18 protein-coding genes are annotated in these 19,593 nt (G+C 52.3%); 14 read left to right on the top strand and 4 right to left on the bottom strand.

Annotated features, from left to right (window positions below):
* Positions 1-87: 87 nt before the first annotated feature.
* Positions 88-1,668, bottom strand: a complete 1,581-nt coding sequence (locus HRQ60_RS10945; protein ID WP_172195846.1) for a flavocytochrome c — start codon at positions 1,666-1,668, stop codon at positions 88-90.
* A gap of 207 nt (positions 1,669-1,875) precedes the next feature.
* On the opposite strand from HRQ60_RS10945, the gene HRQ60_RS10940 reads away from it, so the two are divergent.
* The 3 genes from HRQ60_RS10940 (at position 1,876) to HRQ60_RS10930 (ending at position 5,224) form a co-directional block, all read left to right on the top strand.
* Positions 1,876-2,835: a DUF2262 domain-containing protein gene (locus HRQ60_RS10940; protein ID WP_172195845.1), complete on the top strand. Its 960-nt coding sequence runs from the start codon at positions 1,876-1,878 to the stop codon at positions 2,833-2,835.
* A 117-nt stretch (positions 2,836-2,952) separates the two neighbouring features.
* Positions 2,953-3,420 (top strand): hypothetical protein, encoded by a 468-nt coding sequence (locus HRQ60_RS10935; protein ID WP_172195844.1) that lies wholly within the window; start codon positions 2,953-2,955, stop codon positions 3,418-3,420.
* A gap of 223 nt (positions 3,421-3,643) precedes the next feature.
* Positions 3,644-5,224, top strand: coding sequence for a glycosyltransferase family protein (locus tag HRQ60_RS10930; RefSeq protein ID WP_172195843.1), 1,581 nt, complete (start codon positions 3,644-3,646; stop codon positions 5,222-5,224).
* Between the two features lie 46 nt (positions 5,225-5,270).
* On the opposite strand, the gene HRQ60_RS10925 is transcribed toward HRQ60_RS10930, so the two are convergent.
* Positions 5,271-6,263 (bottom strand): DUF4003 family protein, encoded by a 993-nt coding sequence (locus tag HRQ60_RS10925; protein ID WP_172195842.1) that lies wholly within the window; start codon positions 6,261-6,263, stop codon positions 5,271-5,273.
* A gap of 254 nt (positions 6,264-6,517) precedes the next feature.
* On the opposite strand from HRQ60_RS10925, the gene HRQ60_RS10920 reads away from it, so the two are divergent.
* Both HRQ60_RS10920 and HRQ60_RS10915 read left to right on the top strand, forming a co-directional pair.
* Complete coding sequence (locus tag HRQ60_RS10920; protein ID WP_172195841.1) at positions 6,518-7,405, top strand: fructose bisphosphate aldolase; 888 nt, start codon at positions 6,518-6,520, stop codon at positions 7,403-7,405.
* 298 nt (positions 7,406-7,703) lie between these two features.
* Positions 7,704-9,407: a bifunctional diguanylate cyclase/phosphodiesterase gene (locus HRQ60_RS10915; RefSeq protein ID WP_172195840.1), complete on the top strand. Its 1,704-nt coding sequence runs from the start codon at positions 7,704-7,706 to the stop codon at positions 9,405-9,407.
* Between the two features lie 144 nt (positions 9,408-9,551).
* Here HRQ60_RS10915 and HRQ60_RS10910 read toward each other — a convergent pair whose 3' ends face one another.
* Positions 9,552-10,088 carry a pyridoxamine 5'-phosphate oxidase family protein gene (locus HRQ60_RS10910; RefSeq protein WP_172195839.1) on the bottom strand — a complete coding sequence of 179 codons (537 nt, stop codon included), beginning with the start codon at positions 10,086-10,088 and terminating at the stop codon, positions 9,552-9,554.
* A gap of 279 nt (positions 10,089-10,367) precedes the next feature.
* Between HRQ60_RS10910 and HRQ60_RS10905 the strand changes: the two genes are divergently transcribed.
* Together HRQ60_RS10905 and HRQ60_RS10900 are read left to right on the top strand one after the other, a co-directional pair.
* A complete protein-coding gene (locus HRQ60_RS10905; protein ID WP_172195838.1) occupies positions 10,368-11,264 on the top strand; it encodes an SDR family oxidoreductase in 897 nt (298 codons plus the stop codon).
* A gap of 177 nt (positions 11,265-11,441) precedes the next feature.
* Complete coding sequence (locus tag HRQ60_RS10900) at positions 11,442-12,014, top strand: hypothetical protein (RefSeq protein ID WP_172195837.1); 573 nt, start codon at positions 11,442-11,444, stop codon at positions 12,012-12,014.
* 75 nt (positions 12,015-12,089) lie between these two features.
* On the opposite strand, the gene HRQ60_RS10895 is transcribed toward HRQ60_RS10900, so the two are convergent.
* Complete coding sequence (locus tag HRQ60_RS10895; protein WP_172195836.1) at positions 12,090-13,625, bottom strand: hypothetical protein; 1,536 nt, start codon at positions 13,623-13,625, stop codon at positions 12,090-12,092.
* A 291-nt stretch (positions 13,626-13,916) separates the two neighbouring features.
* On the opposite strand from HRQ60_RS10895, the gene HRQ60_RS10890 reads away from it, so the two are divergent.
* The 7 genes from HRQ60_RS10890 to HRQ60_RS10860 all read left to right on the top strand — a co-directional run bounded on the left by HRQ60_RS10890 (position 13,917) and on the right by HRQ60_RS10860 (position 19,572).
* The gene (locus HRQ60_RS10890) at positions 13,917-14,345 is read left to right on the top strand and encodes a helix-turn-helix domain-containing protein (protein WP_216671549.1); all 429 of its coding nucleotides are present in this window, start codon (positions 13,917-13,919) and stop codon (positions 14,343-14,345) included.
* 73 nt (positions 14,346-14,418) lie between these two features.
* Complete coding sequence (locus HRQ60_RS10885) at positions 14,419-14,766, top strand: DUF4064 domain-containing protein (protein ID WP_172195835.1); 348 nt, start codon at positions 14,419-14,421, stop codon at positions 14,764-14,766.
* A gap of 24 nt (positions 14,767-14,790) precedes the next feature.
* A complete protein-coding gene (locus tag HRQ60_RS10880) occupies positions 14,791-15,312 on the top strand; it encodes a hypothetical protein (protein WP_172195834.1) in 522 nt (173 codons plus the stop codon).
* A 495-nt stretch (positions 15,313-15,807) separates the two neighbouring features.
* A complete protein-coding gene (locus tag HRQ60_RS10875) occupies positions 15,808-16,872 on the top strand; it encodes a hypothetical protein (protein WP_172195833.1) in 1,065 nt (354 codons plus the stop codon).
* Between the two features lie 12 nt (positions 16,873-16,884).
* Positions 16,885-17,775, top strand: coding sequence for a hypothetical protein (locus HRQ60_RS10870; protein ID WP_172195832.1), 891 nt, complete (start codon positions 16,885-16,887; stop codon positions 17,773-17,775).
* 2 nt (positions 17,776-17,777) lie between these two features.
* Complete coding sequence (locus tag HRQ60_RS10865; RefSeq protein ID WP_172195831.1) at positions 17,778-19,277, top strand: AAA family ATPase; 1,500 nt, start codon at positions 17,778-17,780, stop codon at positions 19,275-19,277.
* A 46-nt stretch (positions 19,278-19,323) separates the two neighbouring features.
* Positions 19,324-19,572, top strand: coding sequence for a hypothetical protein (locus HRQ60_RS10860; protein ID WP_172195830.1), 249 nt, complete (start codon positions 19,324-19,326; stop codon positions 19,570-19,572).
* The last annotated feature ends 21 nt before the right edge of the window (positions 19,573-19,593 follow it).

The raw sequence follows: 19,593 nt of genomic DNA, 5'->3' as shown, positions 1-19,593 counted from the left end.
ACCGGGGCCCTCCGCTGTGGAAGGGCCCCGGTTTGGGTGCTGCTTATCGTTCGCTGCGGCTCTGTCCGCGGAAGACAGCTGCCGGAGCTATTTGAGATTCTTCACGAACTCCGCCGCTTTGACGCCGGCTTCGCGGCCGAAGATTACGATCTCGGCAACCGAGTTGCCGCCGATCCGGTTCTGTCCGTGCAGGCCGCCGGTCACTTCGCCTGCCGCATACAAGCCCGGAATCGCTTCGCCGGCTTTGTTCAATACTTCGGTATTCGTATTGATCCGGATGCCGCCCATTGTATAGTGGATACCGGGGCCGATCTTGACCGCATAATAAGGGGCGCCGGACAGATCGTGATCCATCCCGGTCGTCCGGCCGAATGCTTTGTCCTGTTTGGCCGTGATCGAGTTGTTCCAGGTTTCGAGCGTCGACTGCAGAGCTTCCGCCGGAAGTCCGGTCTCCGCCGCCAGCGCTTCGATGGTTTCGCCGCTTTGCACAAGACCCATTTTCTCGTACTGCTCGATCGCTTTGGCGCGCGATTTGACGCCGGATTCGAAGATCAAATAGGCTTCGCGGTTATCGAGCTTGGTGATTGCCGCCGTGACATGGTCGCGGGTATCCATTTCGTTCACGAAACGCAGAGCGCCCTTGTCGACCAGGATAGCGCCTTCGCCGCGGACCGCTTCGCCGATCAGATACGAATGTTCCTGATTGACGGTGGGGTGGACCTGGATTTGATCCATATCGACCGTCGTACCGCCAAGCGCTTCCGCCATCACGATGCCGTCGCCCGTGCTGCCCGGCTGGTTGGTGGTCACATAACCTTCGAGGTCCGGTCTGTACTGCTTGATCAGTTCCTGATTGGCGCCGAAACCGCCGGTAGCGACGATGACCGCACCCGCAGCAATCGTCTTTTCTTCGCCGTCTTCAAAAACGACTTTAACCCCGTTTGCTTGTCCGTCTTTTTGGGTGATTTCTTTTACGTGGGCCTGCACAAACAGCTGAATGCCCTGCTCCTGGACGTCGGCGACCAATCCGCTGACCAGGTATTGGCCGACCGCGGAACCGTCTGTCGGACGGTGCGTGCGTTTTTCTTTCATGCCGCCGGTGATCGTAAGATTGTCGAGCGTAATTCCCTGCGAATCGAGCCAATCGATGGCATCCGCCGAATGGTCGACAAAGTAGTGCAGCATTTCTTGGTCGTTCGTATCGTGTCCGCCTTTCAGCGTTTCTTCGAAGAACAGCTTATTGGTGTCCGCAATTCCCTGCTCTTTCTGGAATTTGGTTTCCGAAGCATTCATGCCCGAAGAAGATTTGAGCGTATTGCCGCCCGGTTTTTCCATCTTTTCGAAAATGACGGGGTTCATGCCGGCCGCTTTGGCTTCGAGCGCCGCTGTCATACCCGCGCCGCCGCCGCCGATAATCACAAGGTCGTAGCTTGTCTTCAACTGGTCGAGCGGCGTGTACCCGACCGCTTCCGATGCGCCGGAAGTCGCTTCGGTCTGATCGGACTTTGCCGCTGCCGGTTTGTTGTCGACCGCTGCGGTTGGCGCGGCGCTGTCCGTTTCGCTGCCGGCGGCCCGGTTGGTCTGCGCGTTTGCGCAGCCGGCCAGAACCAGCAGGATCGACAAAGCGAGCAGGAGCAGCATCGCCGCGTTTTGTTTGGTTTTTTTCATCTGTGTGTACCCCCTGAAGATCTCTTTTTCGGGAACGCCGGAAGACGGGTCTGCCGTTTCCGCGGCATTCAACGGGTCGAGTATAGCATCGATAAAAGATGTAAATTGTGAATTTTTTCACTAAAATATCAACTATAGAACGGTCGCGGGATTGATTAAGTAATTAAAGACTTTTTAAACTTTTGTAAGCGAAAAGGAGGAATTCCAATGTATCAGGATCCGCATACGATTGGGGAACAGGTCAAACGGGCCTATGGCGGTGACCTCCAAGCGGCCGAACAACTGGATAGGATCGAAGCGCCGCATGCCTCTTCGCCGGACCGTTCCCAATTTATCCTGTTCCAACCCAAATATGCGACCCGGCTGCCGGACGGTCGGATCTGTATATTGAACCGGCAAGCGCAGGAAGGCGAAGAGACTTGGCCGTGTGCCGATATTTATCGCCATTTCGCGGAGGGCGGTTCGTCGTGGATGCATATTCCGATTCCCTGTTCTTTTCGTCTGGCGAAGGTGGAATACGAAGCCGACGGGGAAGGCGAAACCGGCCGTTTTGTATTCGTGTCGGTCGAAGGCCGCCGTGTGAAGGCTTCTGCGATACAGATGGGGATAGCTTTTCGGGAATTGGATCTTGTGATGGGCGGAGCGGAGGAAGCCGCAGTCGAGGAGGCATTCGGGCGCATGGAGCAGATTGTGGCTCCGCCGCCTCCGGTCAAACGGACCGCGGCCGAGAACCCGCCGATCGAATGGAAAGAAGGAAGCGTGCTGGTATTCGAACCCGAGCTGCAAAGGTTCACAGGCCTGCTGAAGCTTGGCGAACGCAAGGTCGGAGTGAGCCTGTACTTCTCCGAACGGCAAGAAGTGCTGAAGCTGCTGCCCGCTTTGGACGAACTCGCCCGCAATCTGCCTGCTCTGGATGAAGCGGCCCGTTTGTATGCCGCCGAAGAGCTGCTGGATACGAGAAACGATTTTTGGATGGACGAGGAGGAAGGCGAAGTTCTTCTGACTGCCGAAGAGTTCGCGTCGCAGGTGAGTCTGGAGTCGGTTGAACTGGGAGAAAAAGGATGGTTAACGTTCTGGTACGACGACGGAGAACTGTTCGCGGGTCATACGATCAGTGTGGAACGAGGAGCGGACGGCGCGTTTGTCTCGGCGGATATGATGGGCTGAACAAAAAACGAATAGCAAACTCGCTGGCCGATTCGTTTTTTTTACCCTCAAAACGGTTAAAAGAATGGAAGAGGCAAGACGTTCGGCAGCAAAGCCGGCGTAGAGGGGGATACCGATATGTACAGAATGAAAATGACAGCTTTGATCGTTATGCTCCTGCTCGCCGGCTGCGCAAGCGCACCGGATAATACCGGTGCGCTTGCACCCAAAGCGGCTTCGTCGAATCCGGAAGTCCCGCCGGAAGTTCGCGAATACGCGGGTTCCGGCGACGCCTGGGCAGCGGAATATTCAATGTATGTACCCGAACAGGGCGGCAAGCTGCGTGCCCGGTTGACGGCCCGTTACGAAGGAAGCGGCCCTTCTCCGACCGGAGAAGTGAAATATTCGTATTACGGAGCGGATATCGAAGCCGGCAGCGGCGGCACGGTCGTCAAGAGCGTGCCGGAGAACGGCGTCTATCTCCTGCGGGATCTGGTTACGACCGAATATGTACAAGAAGATGCGGGGACGGTGGAACTGCTGTTGATCTGGGACGGAGGGGACCGTTCCGAGACGATCCGGCTTGAACCGGCGGACCCATTTTGAACCGGAATACCGGCCTAGCTGCTTGATAACAGGAACGGGCCGGAGGCATAGCTCGGTGGCTATCCGCCAATCATTAGACAATCCAGCACCTTTCCGGGCAGACCGGGAGGTGCTTTTTTGCGCGGCGTGCGGGTTCCGGCTTTCAGCTTATTTTCAGGGGGCTTCTTTATAATGGGCGCAGACCTTTCCGACAGGAAAGAATATGCCGCGAAGGAGCCGGACCATGCCGCAAGCTTTAAGCAAACTGTTTTATATGATTCTGACGGCTTTTTTTGGTTTGTTTGTCGCCTCGTCTTTTTGGGTGCGGGCCGAATACAATTATGCCGCCTATGGCGATAATCCGATCCTGCAGCCGCAGCGCCCGCTGTTCCTTGTTCTGCTGCTTGCCGGGCTCGCCGCCCTGGCGTTCGCTCTCGAACGTTTCTGCCGTAGGTGCAGCCGCTATCGCCCGGGTGTGTTCGTTCCCGTCATCCTGGGCGCCTCGGGTCTGCTGCAGTTTGCGCTGATGCTCCTCCTGCCGAGGCTGCCGACGGACGATTCGAAGACCGTGCTGTCGTTGGCGCTCGATATGCTGTACAGCGGCGATTACTCGACATTCGAGCCGGGCGGGTATCTGCATATGTTTCCGTTCAACTTCTCGATCGTGATCTATCTGAAGACGCTGCTGGCTGTTTTTCCGGAGCATTATATGACCCTCAAGCTTTTCAATATCTTCTTCTCGCTGCTGACGACGCTGATGATCCATCTGATCTATCGGGAGCTGACCGGACGGCGCAAAGAACAAGATTATACGGCGTTGGTATTGGCCGCGTTCTATGTACCGTCCCTGCTCATGCCGAATCTGATCTATAACGATGTGATCGGGACGGCGCTGCTGACCTCGTCGGTCTATTTCGTGCTCCGATTCGTACGTACCCAATCGTTCGCGTCCGTCTTGTGGGCTGCTCTGCTGCTTGCGGTCGGCAATTATTTCCGGAGTATCGGCGCCATCATGCTGATGGCTTCGGGGATCTGTATCCTGCTGGGCATCCGCCGGATCGGCGTTTGCCGAAGTCTGCTGGCGTTGATGGTCCTGGCCGCCCTGTTCAACGTACCCGCCTGGACACAGAACGCGGTCCTGCAGGCAGCCGGCATTACGGAAGGCTCCGCGTCCGAGCAGTCGGCCCCGGTCTACATGTGGCTGAATATGGGCATTAACTTGGAGCGCTTCGGATTCTGGGACAATATGCAGAGCTACCGGATCTACCAGAACGAAGCGAATGAGGACCAAGCAGCCAGCACCGAACTGTACAAAGCTTCGATTGCCGGGAAACTGTCGGAGGCTTCGGCTGGCGATCTGCTCGGTATGTATGCCAAAAAGCTGATCTGGACCTGGACCGAAGGGACCTACCAGATCGACCGCTACGGCATCGGCAACGAATCGTCGCCCGGCCGGGGGTTCAGGGCGTCTTCCCTCGCGGGGAGTTACAGCTACGATACCTGGCTGACCCGGCTGTTCCAAGGCGATTCCGCCGCTCGTTCAGGTCTGCTGTGGCTGGTCTACGCTTCCGGTATTCTGATATACGCATTCTCGGCTGTCCGTCTGGTCACGGGAATCCGGTCACGCCGCTACGGGGAGACACTGCTTGTGCTGGTACTGCTGGGTTTTGTCGGTTTCTATCTGCTGTGGGAGATCAAATCCCGCTATCTGTACCCGGTCTACCCGCTGCTGCTGGTGCTGTCGGTTCTGGGGTTCAAAGACACGCTGGCCCTGCTGGAAAACGGAAAAAGCGCGCTTCCCGCGATCTGGAGGCGCGCTTTGTAAAGATAAAAGGGGGTGGGTCTGTTCGTGGTTCGCCAGACGGCCAAGGTCAGCTCGAAGAAGCGGAAGTATTGATCGCCGCGATCGCGGCTGTGCTGGCGAGCATGGTTGCCTGTTGGGCGATGACCAGATTCGTAAGCGCAGCGGAGATCGCCGGCGCTGTCAGATTCCGCTGCGCTTCCCCGACGCTGCGCGAGATCACCACGCCGGAAGCGAGCAGCAGCAGTTCCTGCTGCAGGACGGACCAACTGCCGAATCCTTTTTGATCGCGCAGATACGTGCAGGCTTCTTCGATTTCGTCGACGATCGTCCCCGTTTCGGCCGGCAGCAGCGCCAGCAGGCCAAGCGAAGGCAGCAGATACTCTTTGTCCATTCGCAGTTTGCGCCCGCGCAGCCCTTCCTGCAGCTCGGCCAGGCGCCGCGTCGTATCCAGGCCCGCGTCGCCCAGAACAAGGACCTGGGTCAGCGCCTGCAGCCGGTTGCTGGCATGGAATTCCGGCTTCAGTTCGGTGTAAAACTGCTCCATGCGCTTCAGGGCGGGACCCGGTTCGAGCGTCGACAATCCGAGCATGGCGGCAAAGATGTAATCGTCGTGCGACGTCAGAAAAGGATGGTTTTCTTTCATGCCGTCGTAGAAAGTCTTCGCGCGCCCGATCGTTTCGGTCCGCCGCGAAGGTTCCGTATTCCTGGCGATTTCGTAAGCGGCGACCACCAGATAATCGGAGGCCGTGAATTTATGGCTTTTCATTTCTTCATAGACATCAAGCGTTTCGTTCAGCAGAGCCTGCGGATCATTCTCCAGCGACAGCATGGCGGCAATGCCCAACGCAAGATTGCCCCGGAACATGGAGAACACGCCGGTGCTCTGCTTGATTTGTTCCTGACAAGCGCGGATGGCTGCCGGATCGGCTTCTTTTTCCTCGGCGGCATACAGCATGGCGGCCAGACGGGAAATATTCGCACTCTGCCAGGCAAATTCCTTTTTGATCGCGTGCATGTTCGACACAAGCAGTTGAAGACGATTCTGATCGATTGGATTCATTATGACACCTCTCTTGACAGAAATAGGATTGGAGCGAGCCCTCGCCTAAAGTGTAACATATTCTGTCCGGGGAAAAGGCGAAGGCCTGCTTGGAGAAGGTCTTTGCGTACAGCCGCTCCATGGGCGTAGGGGCGAACGGATCGATTTTCTCAAAAAATTTTGGCGGCCCTGCGACCGCTGCGGAGTCTTTCGGGTAATGAATAAGTGGAACTTCGGATAGAAGCTTGGCATTTTACGGAGAAAGGAAGATGGAGATGAACGAGAAACAGCTGGAAGTGATGCGCAGCGGCAAAGGATTCGTGGCGGCGCTCGATCAAAGCGGAGGCAGTACGCCAAAAGCCCTGCTGCAGTACGGAGTCGCGGAGGATACCTACTCGGACGAGGAAGGCATGTACGGCGCCGTACATACGATGCGTACGCGGATCATCAAGAGTCCGGCCTTCAACTCGGAGCGTATCCTGGGTGCGATTTTGTTCGAGAATACGATGGACCGCGAGATCGACGGCAAAAAGACCCCGGATTATTTGTGGGAAGAAAAAGGCGTCGTGCCTTTTCTCAAAGTCGATAAAGGATTGGACACGGAGCAAAACGGCGTGCAGCTGATGAAACCGATGCCCGATCTGGACGGACTGCTGGAGCGTGCGGTTGAGCGGCATATTTTCGGAACCAAAATGCGTTCGGTCATCCATAAGGCAGACGCAGGAGGCATCAAGCAGGTCGTCGAGCAGCAGTTCGAGTTCGGACGCCGGATCTTCGCGGCAGGGCTTATTCCGATTATCGAACCGGAAGTCGATATTCTCAGCGCCGACCGTGAAGAATCGGAACGTCTGCTCAAAGCGGAACTGATCGAACAGCTGGCGAAACTGGAAGACGGCGTGCTCGTGATGCTCAAACTGTCGATTCCGTCCGTAGACGGCTTCTACAGCGATCTGATGAACGATCCGCATGTGGTTCGCGTCGTTGCGCTCTCGGGCGGATATACGCGCGAGGAAGCGAACGAACGTCTGACCCGCAACCCGGGTCTGATCGCCAGTTTCTCCCGTGCGCTGGCAGAAGGCGTCAGCTTCGGACAAACCGATCAGGAGTTTGACGAAACGCTGTCGCGTTCGATCGAATCGATCTACGCAGCGTCGATCAAGTAACAGCGAAGAACCGTCCCTGAGTACGTTCAGGAGCGGTTCTTTTTTAGCCGCCGTATTCGCCCGTTTGGATCAACGGGCGAATACGGCTTTTTGCCAATCCCATTTTTATAATGCGCAAAATTAAAACGATAAAAATCGAATTTGGAAGGATTTAAACGTACCAGGTACAAAACACAGGAAAAAGGGCGAATAAAGTAGAAATATTTGCCTATAGGCGGCGTGACGGCTGCTTGCTTATCGTTTATAATAGGCTTATATACCCAACACGAATGTACCCCAAGACCTATGGAGGCCCCTTATGAAACCGATGAAGGAACAGCGGGAAGACCTGATCCGAATCACATCCAAGACGCTGTTCTCACTTCTGCACTCCGTCATCGACGCCAACACCTTTTTTACGGCTTATAACAATGGCAAGCAGAATATGATTCTGAGTGCCTGGAACGCCGAAGAACAGCTTGTTCAAGAAGGCAGCGTCATTCCTTATTCCATCTCGTACTGCAGCCTGGTGGGTCATCTCGCAGGCCCGGTCATTATTGAAGATACCCTGTTATCGCCGCTGACCCGCGAAATGCCGATCACGTCCAACATCGGCAGCGTCAGCTTTGTCGGGGTGCCGATCCGGCTGAAGAACGGCGACCTGTACGGGACGATCTGCGCCATGGATCGGGCCCATACTTTTACCGCGGAAGATGCCGAACGTCTGATGCATGTCGCTTCGGTCGTTGCCGGCCTGATTCAGCTGGAAGAGACGACGTATTTCGACGATCTGACCGGATTTTTGCGGTACAGCGCTCTGGAATCGATTTATGAACGGGAACTGGATGGAGCGCCGAAATCGGTGATCTTCATGGACCTGGATAATTTCAAGGAAGTGAACGACGATTACGGACACACGGCCGGAGACCTTGTCCTTCAATCTCTGGCGGAAGCCATTCGCAAAGCGGCGGACGAAGATTGGCTGCTGTGCCGATACGGGGGAGACGAGTTTGTAATCGTGCTGCCGACCGACGACCCGAAGCAGGTTCGGGCGGCCGTAGAGCGCCTGGTCTCGGCTTTTCGCAGCGAAAATATGCCGTTCTCCGCTCAGGAAGAACCGCTTACGCTGTCGATCGGGGCTTGTCTGGAAGCCGGATCGCTGCGCGAATATATCGAGCGGGCGGATACGGCCATGTACCGGATCAAGAAAGGCGGCAAAGCCGGAATGGGCATCTTCCGGATCGAAGACCAGCAGGCGGAGCTGGATATGCGCCAGGCGCTGCAGGGCGGCGAGCTTGAGCTGCATTTCCAGCCTATTGTCGGAGCGGAAGACGGGATTGCCCGGTCTTACGAAGCGCTGCTGCGCTGGAACCATCCGCAGCGGGGCATGGTCTCTCCGGTCGAAGCGATCGCGGCGGCCGAAGAAGCGGGCTTGATCGAGCAGGTCGATCTGTGGGTACTGCGGGAAGCTTGCATGGCCCAGCGGATTCTGCAGCCGGAGAAACGGATCCACGTCAACATTACCGTCAAATCGCTGCGGGATCCTTATTTTGTCGAGCTTGCGGCCGAAGTGTTTGCGCAGACCGGCTGTCCGCCCGGCAAAATCGAAATCGAATTGAACGAGACTACCCAGCGCCTGGACGCTTCGCATATTCTGCCGCAGCTGAATACGCTCAGCCAGTGGGGCGTCACTTTCTCGCTGGACGATCTGGGCAGCAGTTCTTCTTCGGGAATCGGTCTGCTGCAGGAACTGCCGGTTCATACGCTCAAGATCGATCGCGGACTGATCCAGAACGCGCAGACGAACCGAATCAGCCGCGCGATGATCCGCGGCGTGGTCGCGATGGCGAATGAATTGGGTTTGTCCGTCATTGCGGAAGGCATCGAGACGCAGGAGCAGCGCGAAATGCTGCTGTCTCTGGGCTGTTCGCAGCTGCAGGGGTATTACTTCTCCCGTCCGCAGCCGCTGGATAAGCTGCTTGAGGATGAAGCCTATTCCTGGAAGCCGGCCTGCGGGGAATAAGAGCCGAGGGCGTAATCCGGCATCGGTCGGCGTTTCGCAGAATCGGCAGCAAAAAGGATTCCCGTATCGAGCGGGAATCCTTGTTTGACGTTTCGTGATCGTCTATCCGACTGCGTTATCGCTCGGCGGGAGTTGGGTCCGCTCTCAGCCCTGCGGCGAGTGGGGAGCCGATTCCAGATCGACCGTTTCGTTGAGGCCGGGTTCGGACTTGGGATCAGAGCCTTTGCCAACGGCTTTTTTGAGCAGATGGCTTATCATCTTGACCGCGCTGCCGCTTTCCCAATACTCGGCCGTATCCGTCGTGACGCGGATCAGTACGAGATTCGGATCGTCGTACGGCGTATCCAGAATCTTCTCGTACATTTTGTTCCAGAGTACTTTTTTGCGGGCGTCGTCTTCCACGAATTCCGCTGTTCCGCTAATCGAGACATAGGACTTGCCGGCATACGCGAGATTGACACGGGGATCCTTCCGAATCTCGTCGTATTTGGACGTATCCTTTTTCGTCAGAAACCACAGATCGCCGTCGAATTCGATATGCTGCGTCTTCATCGGACGGGAGACCAAGCCGGTATCGGACACGGTGGTCAGCATGGCCGTTTCGATGTCTTTGATAAGATCCCGTACGGTCTCGATCGCTTTCGGATCCGAAGTCGGCGTGTGCTCGTTCAAGTTGGACATGGGGGTTCGCTCCTTTCCCGATTGTGCTTCCGGGTGTTTGCTAAACCCTTAAACGAGATGGGCGGTCGGTAAACGCTTATCGGCCTGCGATTTCGAATTGTTCACACCGGATTGAAATTTTGCGAAACATTTTACGCGGTACCCGAAGAACCCTCGTTTAAATCGGAATTATGGCGGTTACATAAGTGACGAGTACGGCGGTGCCGAGCGGAAAATTCCGCTGCATCGGCCGTTCGTTCAATCCCAACCATTTTCGCATACTCGAGGAGGCATTCAACTATGAGCGATTTCTACAAGATGCAGGACCCGACGACGCAGTATCCGAAAGCCGGACCGGAATATGAACAGCAGCAGGAAGGCCCGGGCCTTCAGAAAGAAATGAATCCGATTCCCGATTCGGGCGAGACGACTTATGTCGGCAAAGAACGTCTGGTCGGCCGCAAAGCCGTCGTGACCGGAGCGGACAGCGGGATCGGCCGTGCAGCGGCGATCGCCTATGCCAGAGAAGGCGCCGACGTGGTGCTGTCGTATCTGCCGGAAGAAGAAGCGGACGCCAAGGAAGTCGTGAAGCTGATCGAAGCCGAAGGCCGCAAAGCGGTCGCGATGCCGGGTGACGTAAAAGACGAGAGCTACTGCGTAAACCTGATCGAAACGGCGGTCAAGGAACTCGGCGGCATCGATATTCTGGCGATCGTGGCGGGCAAGCAGCAGTTCCGCGAGAGCATCGACGAGATCACGACGGAGCAGTTCGACGAGACGTTCAAGACGAACGTCTACGCGATGTTCTGGCTGTGCAAAGCGGCGATCAAGCATATGAAGCCGGGCAGCTCGATCATCAATACGTCGTCGATCCAGGCATACAGCCCGTCCGAGATCCTGCTGGACTACGCAACGACCAAAGCCGCGATCAACACGTTCAGCAAAGCGCTGGCGCAGCAGGTCGGCGAGAAGGGCATTCGCGTCAACGTGGTCGCACCGGGTCCGGTCTGGACGCCGCTGCAGGTCGCAGGCGGACAGCCGCCGGACAAACTGCCGGAATTCGGCGCCCAGACTCCGCTTGGACGTCCGGGGCAGCCGGTCGAAATGGCTCCGGCTTACGTCTTCCTGGCCAGCCAGGAATCGAGCTACGTAACGGGCGAGACGCTGAATGCCAACGGAGGCATGGTTTCGCCGTAACGAAAATCCGCTTGGATGCGTAGATCAAGTAAGGCCTGTACGGGCGGCTCGCCGCCCTATCCAGTGAAAGAACCCTGGCCGATTTCCGGCCGGGGTTTTTGCGTATTTTGCAAGCCTTGTAGTTGGGTGAAGAACCGAAGGCTGTACATACCGACTTCAAAAAGGAGGCGTATCATCGTGAAAAAAATGCAGGTGATTCTGGCGAGTTTGTTAATGGGTGTCACAGCCGGATGCGGAAGCGAAGAAAAGTTCGAGCCCAATGTTTGGGCGGAGCGGGAGATGTGCGTAATCAAGGTCGAGGATACCGAAGCGGATATTTGTTACGGTATGGAACGGGAAGAAGCCGAGCAGGCGACAGGCGCGGTCGCGGAAGAGGACAAACCGACCGGTACGATGTATGCCGACGGTCTCCGGGTGTTCTATCGCGAAGGCAAAGTGGCGGCGATCGATCTGACGGAACCGTCCCGCGGCGTGTACCGGACCGCAAGAGGCGCGCAGGTGGGAATGACCCGAACCGAGCTGATCGATTTATACGGAGATGCTTATATGAAAGAAACGGGGCCGGGGCATCTGGATTATTACTACGATATCGACGCCAAGAGACTGCTTCAAGACCCCCAAAAAGATCTGGCCATGGGCAGCGAAGAAGATCTGCAGAACACGCATCTGATCTCGATCCAATTGGACGGCGACGAAAAAGCGGAGTTTATCTCGGTGATGGACCGGCGGCGGGCCGTGAGGATGGATTGAAGGAGGCCGACGGTGTGGGTGCAAAAGTGAAAAAGGCTGTCCCGGAAAGCGTGAAGAGGTTCGGGACGGCCTTTTTCAAAACTTCTCATTCCATTTATCAATGTCTTCTACATCAAGATCTTTTGGTTTGATATTTGCGAAATCTTTGAATGCTTGATCGAAAGGTTCTATTGCATGAATCAGATTATATGCTGTATTGGATTGATTATGTCTGCCTTGAGCAAGAAGTTGGCGGCTGGCTTTTTGGAACAAGGATTTTTGTCGAACTTTCTTGTTGAAATGATAAGTCCATTTGTACAGGCTGCCGAACAAATTTTCGGAATCCGGCGCCGGATCTGTCGAAGACAAGAAACCGGAGTACTGTTCCAACAGCGCAGATCGCTCTTTCCAATAGGCATCGCGCAGCATAACAACAGGTATCAAACGAAGTTTTAACCGATTCAGCTCTTCTTCGTCGCCTTCTTCAATGTCCTGCGAAGCGTCGATTCCTTTATGTCCGAAATAAAGGCCGGCTTCATTTAACTTGATGCGCAAAAATGGCTTCAATGTAAACTCCGCAATCAATAGAATAATCAGATACAAAGCGGTTCTGCCTTCTTTTACATCTTCTTCTTCAAGAAAAAAGTCTTTGTAATCTGCATAATCCAGCTTGGTTTCATACGATTCCCGCCCTAAATTAAACGGCGCTTCTCCGCTTTCACCGTCTCCAACAAGATTATCCAGCAGCGCCATCCTAAGATCAGAATTTCGGACGAGGGTAAACAAAGCCGCGATTTTCACTAGAGCATCACTTTTTGATTTATACTTCGGATTTTCCTCCAAGCCGGCCTGCGCGAGTCGGGCAGCGGCATATTCGAGATAACAAGTATTCAGCTCGCCCTCGTACAGTTCCAGATCCTGCTCAATCTCCTGCTCGCTCATAAGGTCTTTTAGGACGGCTTGAAAATGTTTGTGCTGCTGCCGCATCCGCCCTCGCCGATCTTGTTTGGCTATGTCATTGGGATGCGGATGCAAAAACAAGTCCTGACGTACAAAGCGGCGAAAGAAACGATAGCCAGCGCCTTGACGTCTACCCAAGTCACTCCATTTTTGGTGCAGCATATTTCCGCCTTCCAACGCCAAGGGTCCGTAATCCAATTCAAGTGGCATCTTACCGAACATGCGCCGGATAATTTCTTCTTTTTGCTCGTCGCCTAATTCAGAAGACGAAGGAGACGCCCCGGCTCCCATCCCATTGTCATTCAAATACAGGATCGAATTCTCAAACGTTGTGAGCCAGGTGCTGGGATCCATAAAAATCAATTCTTCCAACAGATCACCAAGTGTACGTCCAAACAAGGTATGTTCCTCATATAAGGTCATCAGCTCGATCTCACGCACCGTCAGATGAGACGTCTCTTCGTACAGTTGACGCATGGCATGCAGTTTGACTTCTTCTTCAATCCATTCCGTATCCAGCTCTAGATACATGCAGGCGTCGCGCATCGGCTGCCCGGTATCCAATGCCCGTAGAATCGAATCCAAGCTCCATTCTTTGTAAATCTCCATAAAATCGAATCGGAAATCGCAGGTGTCGATTATAAATTTACGAATTGCCCGACTTCTAGCCATTCTCTATCAGCTCCTTTTCCATGCATTAGGTTTGCATATGTAACTGTGTACAAATTGTGTCTATTTCATTTTTTGAAAAAGTAGTTTCGAGTAAAAAGTGTCATTTTTGTGTCTTCTGAACATGTTTGACTGCTTTGGATACCTTATTTGTATAAAGATTTCTCTCGATCAGCCTTCTTGCTTACCCGTTTAACAGATTCAAGAGTCCTTAAAGGCTCATGCTAAGCTCAATTCAAGCCAAACAGGAGTGTGAATAGTGACGATCGTCACGAAAGGCAGAGGATTTTGTCCGTGGGTAAAATTTCCTTCTTATTCTATGATGAGGAAAGAGACAAAGTAAAGTGGGCGGTGAGGGGGATTTCTGGTTCAAAAGACATACGATTGGGCGCGAAAATACGCAAGCTCAGAAAGCAGCAGCATATGACACAGGAGCAGTTGGCGGAAAAGGCTGAAATCGATATCTCTTACTTAGGTCAGATCGAACGGGGAGTTCGACAATCGCCGAGCATCTTGATTGTTGGACGACTTGCAAGTGCACTGGAGGTTGGAGAAGGTGAGCTTCTGGAGAGAGGCCGAATAGATATTCCGAATTCCAATCATGATTTGGATATTCCTCAAAGAATCGCTGAAGAGTTGGGAAAGCTAACCCCCAAGGAGCAGCAGTTGTATGATCAGATTTTTCGAACTCTTCTGGAATTGTCGAATATCAGAAAGCGATAGCTCTAACAGTTTGGTTTATTTTGCTGATTAACGAGTGGTTATATCAAATTGTACCTACAAAGGAGAAATGAATATGTTTGCTATGGGATTGGTTGGAGGAATTTTTGGAATTATTGCAGCGATTGTAGCTATGATGATCGGAGGACTGGATGCAGCATTTTCGGATACGGGAACGTCGGAAATTAGCGGATTGGCTATTTCGGCTTTGTTGTTCAGCATTTTAGGCATCATTGGTGCAGCATTTTCCAAAAGCAAGCCCAAATTGGCAGGTTGGCTTATGCTGATCAGTGCGATCGCCGGTGTTATTAGCATATCGATGTTCTACATTTTATCCGGTGTGCTGTTGGCAGTAGCAGGGTTTATGGGCATTTTCTCGAAAAAGAAGATTAAAGAAGCTCCAACGGCAGCACCTTTGCCTTAAGCAAAAAACGGAGGAAATAAAAAAGTGAAAATAAAGATGAAGTTGGGTTTGATAGTACTCGGTGTATCGGTTATAGCCGGGTGTTCTTCCACCTCCGCAGATGCCGATATTCGGCATGAGACAGATCAAGCCGTGCAGACGGCTTCCGATCAATTGAACAATCTGGCGAATCTGACGGAAGAGCATGTGCAGTCCGTCAAGAACGGGACCATGAACGGCCGCGATGACGTCACGATCGGTGAAGTCATGGAGGCTTTCTTTGATGGACCGACGTGGCAGTACTTCTCGGGTACCGATGAGGAGACGGAAGAAACACACGACGTAGTCGAGTTCACCGGATATTTCCTTTATAACGAAAAGTCCGCCAAAGCACGTATCCAGTTCCTGTTGCATGAAGACGGTACGTTCGAGATGGGGGCGGGATCGTACAACGATATTGATCAGTCGGAGTTGGTGCTGGGGGCGCTGATGGAGAAGGTGTATGAGACGTACGACGCGGGAAATGCTCCCGACGCCGGCGAAGCGGACACCACGGAACAGCCGTAAGAGTCGCATGTGGATACGGATTGTGGAGTTGAAAGGCAGTTCATTTGCGGGGTAATAAAATAATCTGAGCATCTATTCAGAGGAGGGCTAGTATGTTTAAACGAAAATGCGGGTACTGTGGCGGTAAAGGGAAAGTGGAATGCGACTGCACGGGCGGGTTGGGTAAACAAGCTGCCGATGACGATTGTTATGCTTGCGGAGGCAGTGGTACCCATATCTGTCCTTCTTGCGAGGGAACAGGGCGAATGAGCGATTAAATTAGGCGAATGAATTTTCAAGTGCTGCCAAGCTAGTTCATCCGAACTGGCTTTTTTTGATGAATGATTCAGGTTTCGAAACGAAAAAAGATGAGAATATCACTGAGTCTAAAAGCCTAAAAATTCCGTTCAAGTTATTAAGCGATCGTGCTATAGTTAGAAAATGGTATATCAAGATAGCAGATAAGGGGAATGGTCCATAATGGAAAAAGAAAGGTCAGGCTTGCGAAGCTTTTTTATGGAAACGGCCAAGGCTTATATCAGCTACAAAAGCTCCGGCAATGTCGATCTCAAAATATTCATGCGTCAGCAGCTTAAAGCTGCCGGCGTATACCGCGGAGAAAACGAACTAGCGGAAGCGATTAACGAGATCGACGAAACTTTTTCCAGGATTGATGCCAATCATCGTCAGATTCTTGAATACAAAAAGCGCGGACTTGCAACGAGCCGATGGATAGAAGAAAAAATTTCCAAGCTTCAGGGCGATTATACTCCAGGCGATAAACAGCAGATACCTGAAGTTATCCATCAGTCGATAAATCAAGCTACCCTAAAAGTTATCGAACAGGCTGATTTTATCGAAGGACCGGTGCAGTTGGAACAGCCGGTAAGTTACATATTCGAAGATCTGAATAAAAAAGCGGTCTCGCAGGCCATTCAACGGGCGGTCGGACAAAACCAAGCCGTCGATTGGGCAGAAGATGCCGGAGGAAAGGCCGAATACGCAGAAGATCATCCGGCCGCGAGCATATTCCAGGATTTTTTCGCTTCTAAGCTGGGAGAGCCTTCGGCTGCAGAGCAAACAGCCAGAACGATCGCGGCGACGTCCGCGATTAAAGCGGCCAATGCCGGATACTTCAAGCCTTTAGCCGACAAGTCACCTGCCGAAATCGCGGCGATGGTGGATAACGGCCTTACCCGCATCAAGATCGGTTACAAGATCGCAAACGGCGAAATAAAAGTTCCGGATGCGATCGAATACGGCGTCGATCGTGCCGCGGCTCGGGCCGAGGCTCTCGTCTCCCAGGGTTGCCGCAAAGCCGGGCGTTTCATAGGAGAGAAGATAGGGGGGGTTATCGGCTCCGTATTCGGTCCGGTAGGGACGGTGGTCGGCGGAACGGTCGGCAAAGTAGTCGGAGATATCGTAGGACAACAGGTCGGCGAGAAAGCCAATCAAGGTGTTCGGAAAGTCGCCGAAGCTGCCAAAGAAGCTTGCAAAGAAGCTTGGGACGGCGTTAAAGTCGTAGCGTCGAAAGCATGGAGCGGATTCAAAAGCGGATTCAAAAGTTTATTCGGCCGATAAAGGAGCATAAAGATGGCTAAAGTGATCAAGTTCAATTTGATTGTCGACGGTAAAAGCATTCGAACGTTAACGGATCTGTGTGATAACTTCAATGTGGACGACGTGTACGACTTGTACAAAAGCGGAGTATTGAAAAAGTGGTTAGATGTGCGTGGCTACACGCAGGAGGCCCAAGCGATTGAAGCGTTGAACGAACGAAAAGAAGAAAGTTTGTTCGACATAATTCCCAAGTTAATTAAAATATTTATAGAAGTGAACGATTCCAATCTAAATCGACATGCACAAGAGAGCTATGCGACCGTTCTGAAATTATTTAACGATAACAAATTAAAAGAAGCACAGGAAAACGGGTTTCAAAGCGATTTGATTATCCGAAAATACCATTCAGCTTATGAAAATATTAAAGAAGGCATAGAGGCCAATCCGCAAAACTTCAATTATATCAAAAGTTATTTGCAAGAAATAGAAAATCGGTATATCGAGCTGTTCAAGCTGGATTATCAAAATTTTTACGACAGGTACAAAAAAGACGAACCGCTGGTTATTTTGCTTGCACTTGCAAATTCATCTTTGAGAACCGTCTTGTGGGAATGTAAAGAAATCAAAGAAGATATTCAAGGTTTGTATCAGGACGTTCACGACGTGACTGAAGTATCTCAAAAAGCAGGACCACATATAAAAACATTCGTCGGTTCCACAAATGGATTATGGAAATATTTAGGTGATAAAGGTAAGAAGTATATGGTCATTCATTTGGAGGGCGGAGCTTGCAGAGTGGGCGAAGAACGTACCAAAAATGTCGACTACTCCTGGGGTGACATCAACGGGAATTATTTGATTCTGGAAGAATTGCTGTTCAAATCGGATTCTTCTTATCTCAGCGTCACTTACATGGAGGTATAATCATGCGAACCAGCATGCTTAGCAAGCTCGAATCCTATGTAGACGCTTTGCGGACGATTATTTATATCCATTACTTTGATTTCGACAAGATCGATTCGCTGATTTCGGAAATATCGGACGACGTTTCCGTTTACGAGTTCAATAATGCCGATGGCTACGTTGATTTTGATACAAAGTTATCCAAAGGCGATTATACGCTGGAACAATTCCTTGAATTTCTGGACGAACCCGGAAATGATCCTTCTTTCATCGTTCTGAAAGACGTCCATCATCTGTTAGAGGAACCTGTGATCGTTGCGAGACTTAAATCTATCGCGGCCAAAAATATGCATCACGAAGATTTTCACTGCACCGTATTTATCGTCTCCAGCAAATTGGTCATTCCGACCGAACTAAGTCCTTATATCACGCTGCTTGACGTCCTGCTGCCCTCTTTCGAAGAGATCGACGACATGATTCGGAAGTTCGCCGATGCCCAGCAGATCGAAGTGGAAGAAGACGTCCGGAAAGAGCTGGTCCTTTCTTTCAAAGGCCTGAACGAATTCGAAATCACGCAGATTTTGAATTTGGCTTATCAGTCGGGCGGCGTTATCGATGCCGAAGACAAAGAACTGGTGCTGCAGGAAAAAGAGCAGATGATCAAGAAGTCGGGCATGCTGGAGATCGTGAATTTTAAAGAAGACTTGAATGACATAGGCGGCCTTGAAAATCTCAAGCAATGGCTCGAGAAGAAGTCGAAAATCTTCAAGCATCTGGACAAAGCACTCAGCTTCGGCGTCGACATGCCCAAAGGCGTACTGATCGTGGGCATGCCGGGCTGTGGGAAAAGCCTTGCGGCGAAAGCGACGGCCAAACTATTCAAAGTTCCTTTACTGCGACTAGATATCGGCAAACTTTTCGGCAAATACGTAGGCGAGAGCGAAGAAAACATGCGCCGCGCGCTGAAGATTGCAGAAGCAGTCAGTCCCTGTATCCTATGGGTGGACGAAATCGAAAAAGCTTTTTCCGGAGTTGGCGACGGAGGCGGCGGAAACAGCGTGACGACGAGATTGTTCGGGAATTTTCTCACCTGGATGCAGGATAAAGAAAGCACCGTGTTTGTGGTCGCGACAGCCAATGACATTTCCAAGCTTCCGCCAGAATTTTTAAGAAAAGGACGCTTCGACGAATTGTTTGCCGTGGATCTTCCGCATGCCGAAGAACGCCGGAATATTTTCGAGATCCATCTCAAAAGGCGTAAGCAGTTCAGCCGGGAGATCGATACCATCCGGTTGATCCAAAATTCCGAAGGTTTTAGCGGAGCCGATATCGAAGCAGTGGTCAAAGAAACGATCGAAAATGCGTTTATTGAAAACAAAGCTAAAATCACAACCGATGACTTGGTGAAAGTCCTTAAAGAAACGAAAAGCATATCCGTCTCGCTTAAAGATAAAATTGTCGAGATGCGTACTTCCATGAAAAGGATGGACATTTCCGCGGCAAGCCAAAGTTCTTCGGATTGAACGCTTTTCGCGAGACATTCAATAACATTTAAAGGAGAGGGAATAATTGCTTTATCTTATTGCGGGAATCATTCTGCTTGTCATCTTTTTCACTTTGGGCCCGGCAGGTCTGCTTACGGCCATCGTCGGATTCATCCTCTGGCGGATCGGAGCCTTGTCCTTTGTATTCAATATGATTGGAAAAATATTCAGATGGATTTTCATACGCCTTGTCAACTTATACGATACGCTTTTCGGCGGAAGCGATTCCGTTTCTTCCTATCTGTTCGACTTCGGGCGTGTATTGTTATCCTAATTGTGAGGACTGGAGGTTTCT

This window comes from Saccharibacillus qingshengii (assembly GCF_013185195.1).
In the GTDB taxonomy this organism is placed as follows: Bacteria; Bacillota; Bacilli; order Paenibacillales; family Paenibacillaceae; genus Saccharibacillus; species Saccharibacillus qingshengii.
Note: the sequence above shows the minus strand (reverse complement) of the source record. Positions and strands in the feature narration are given on the sequence as shown.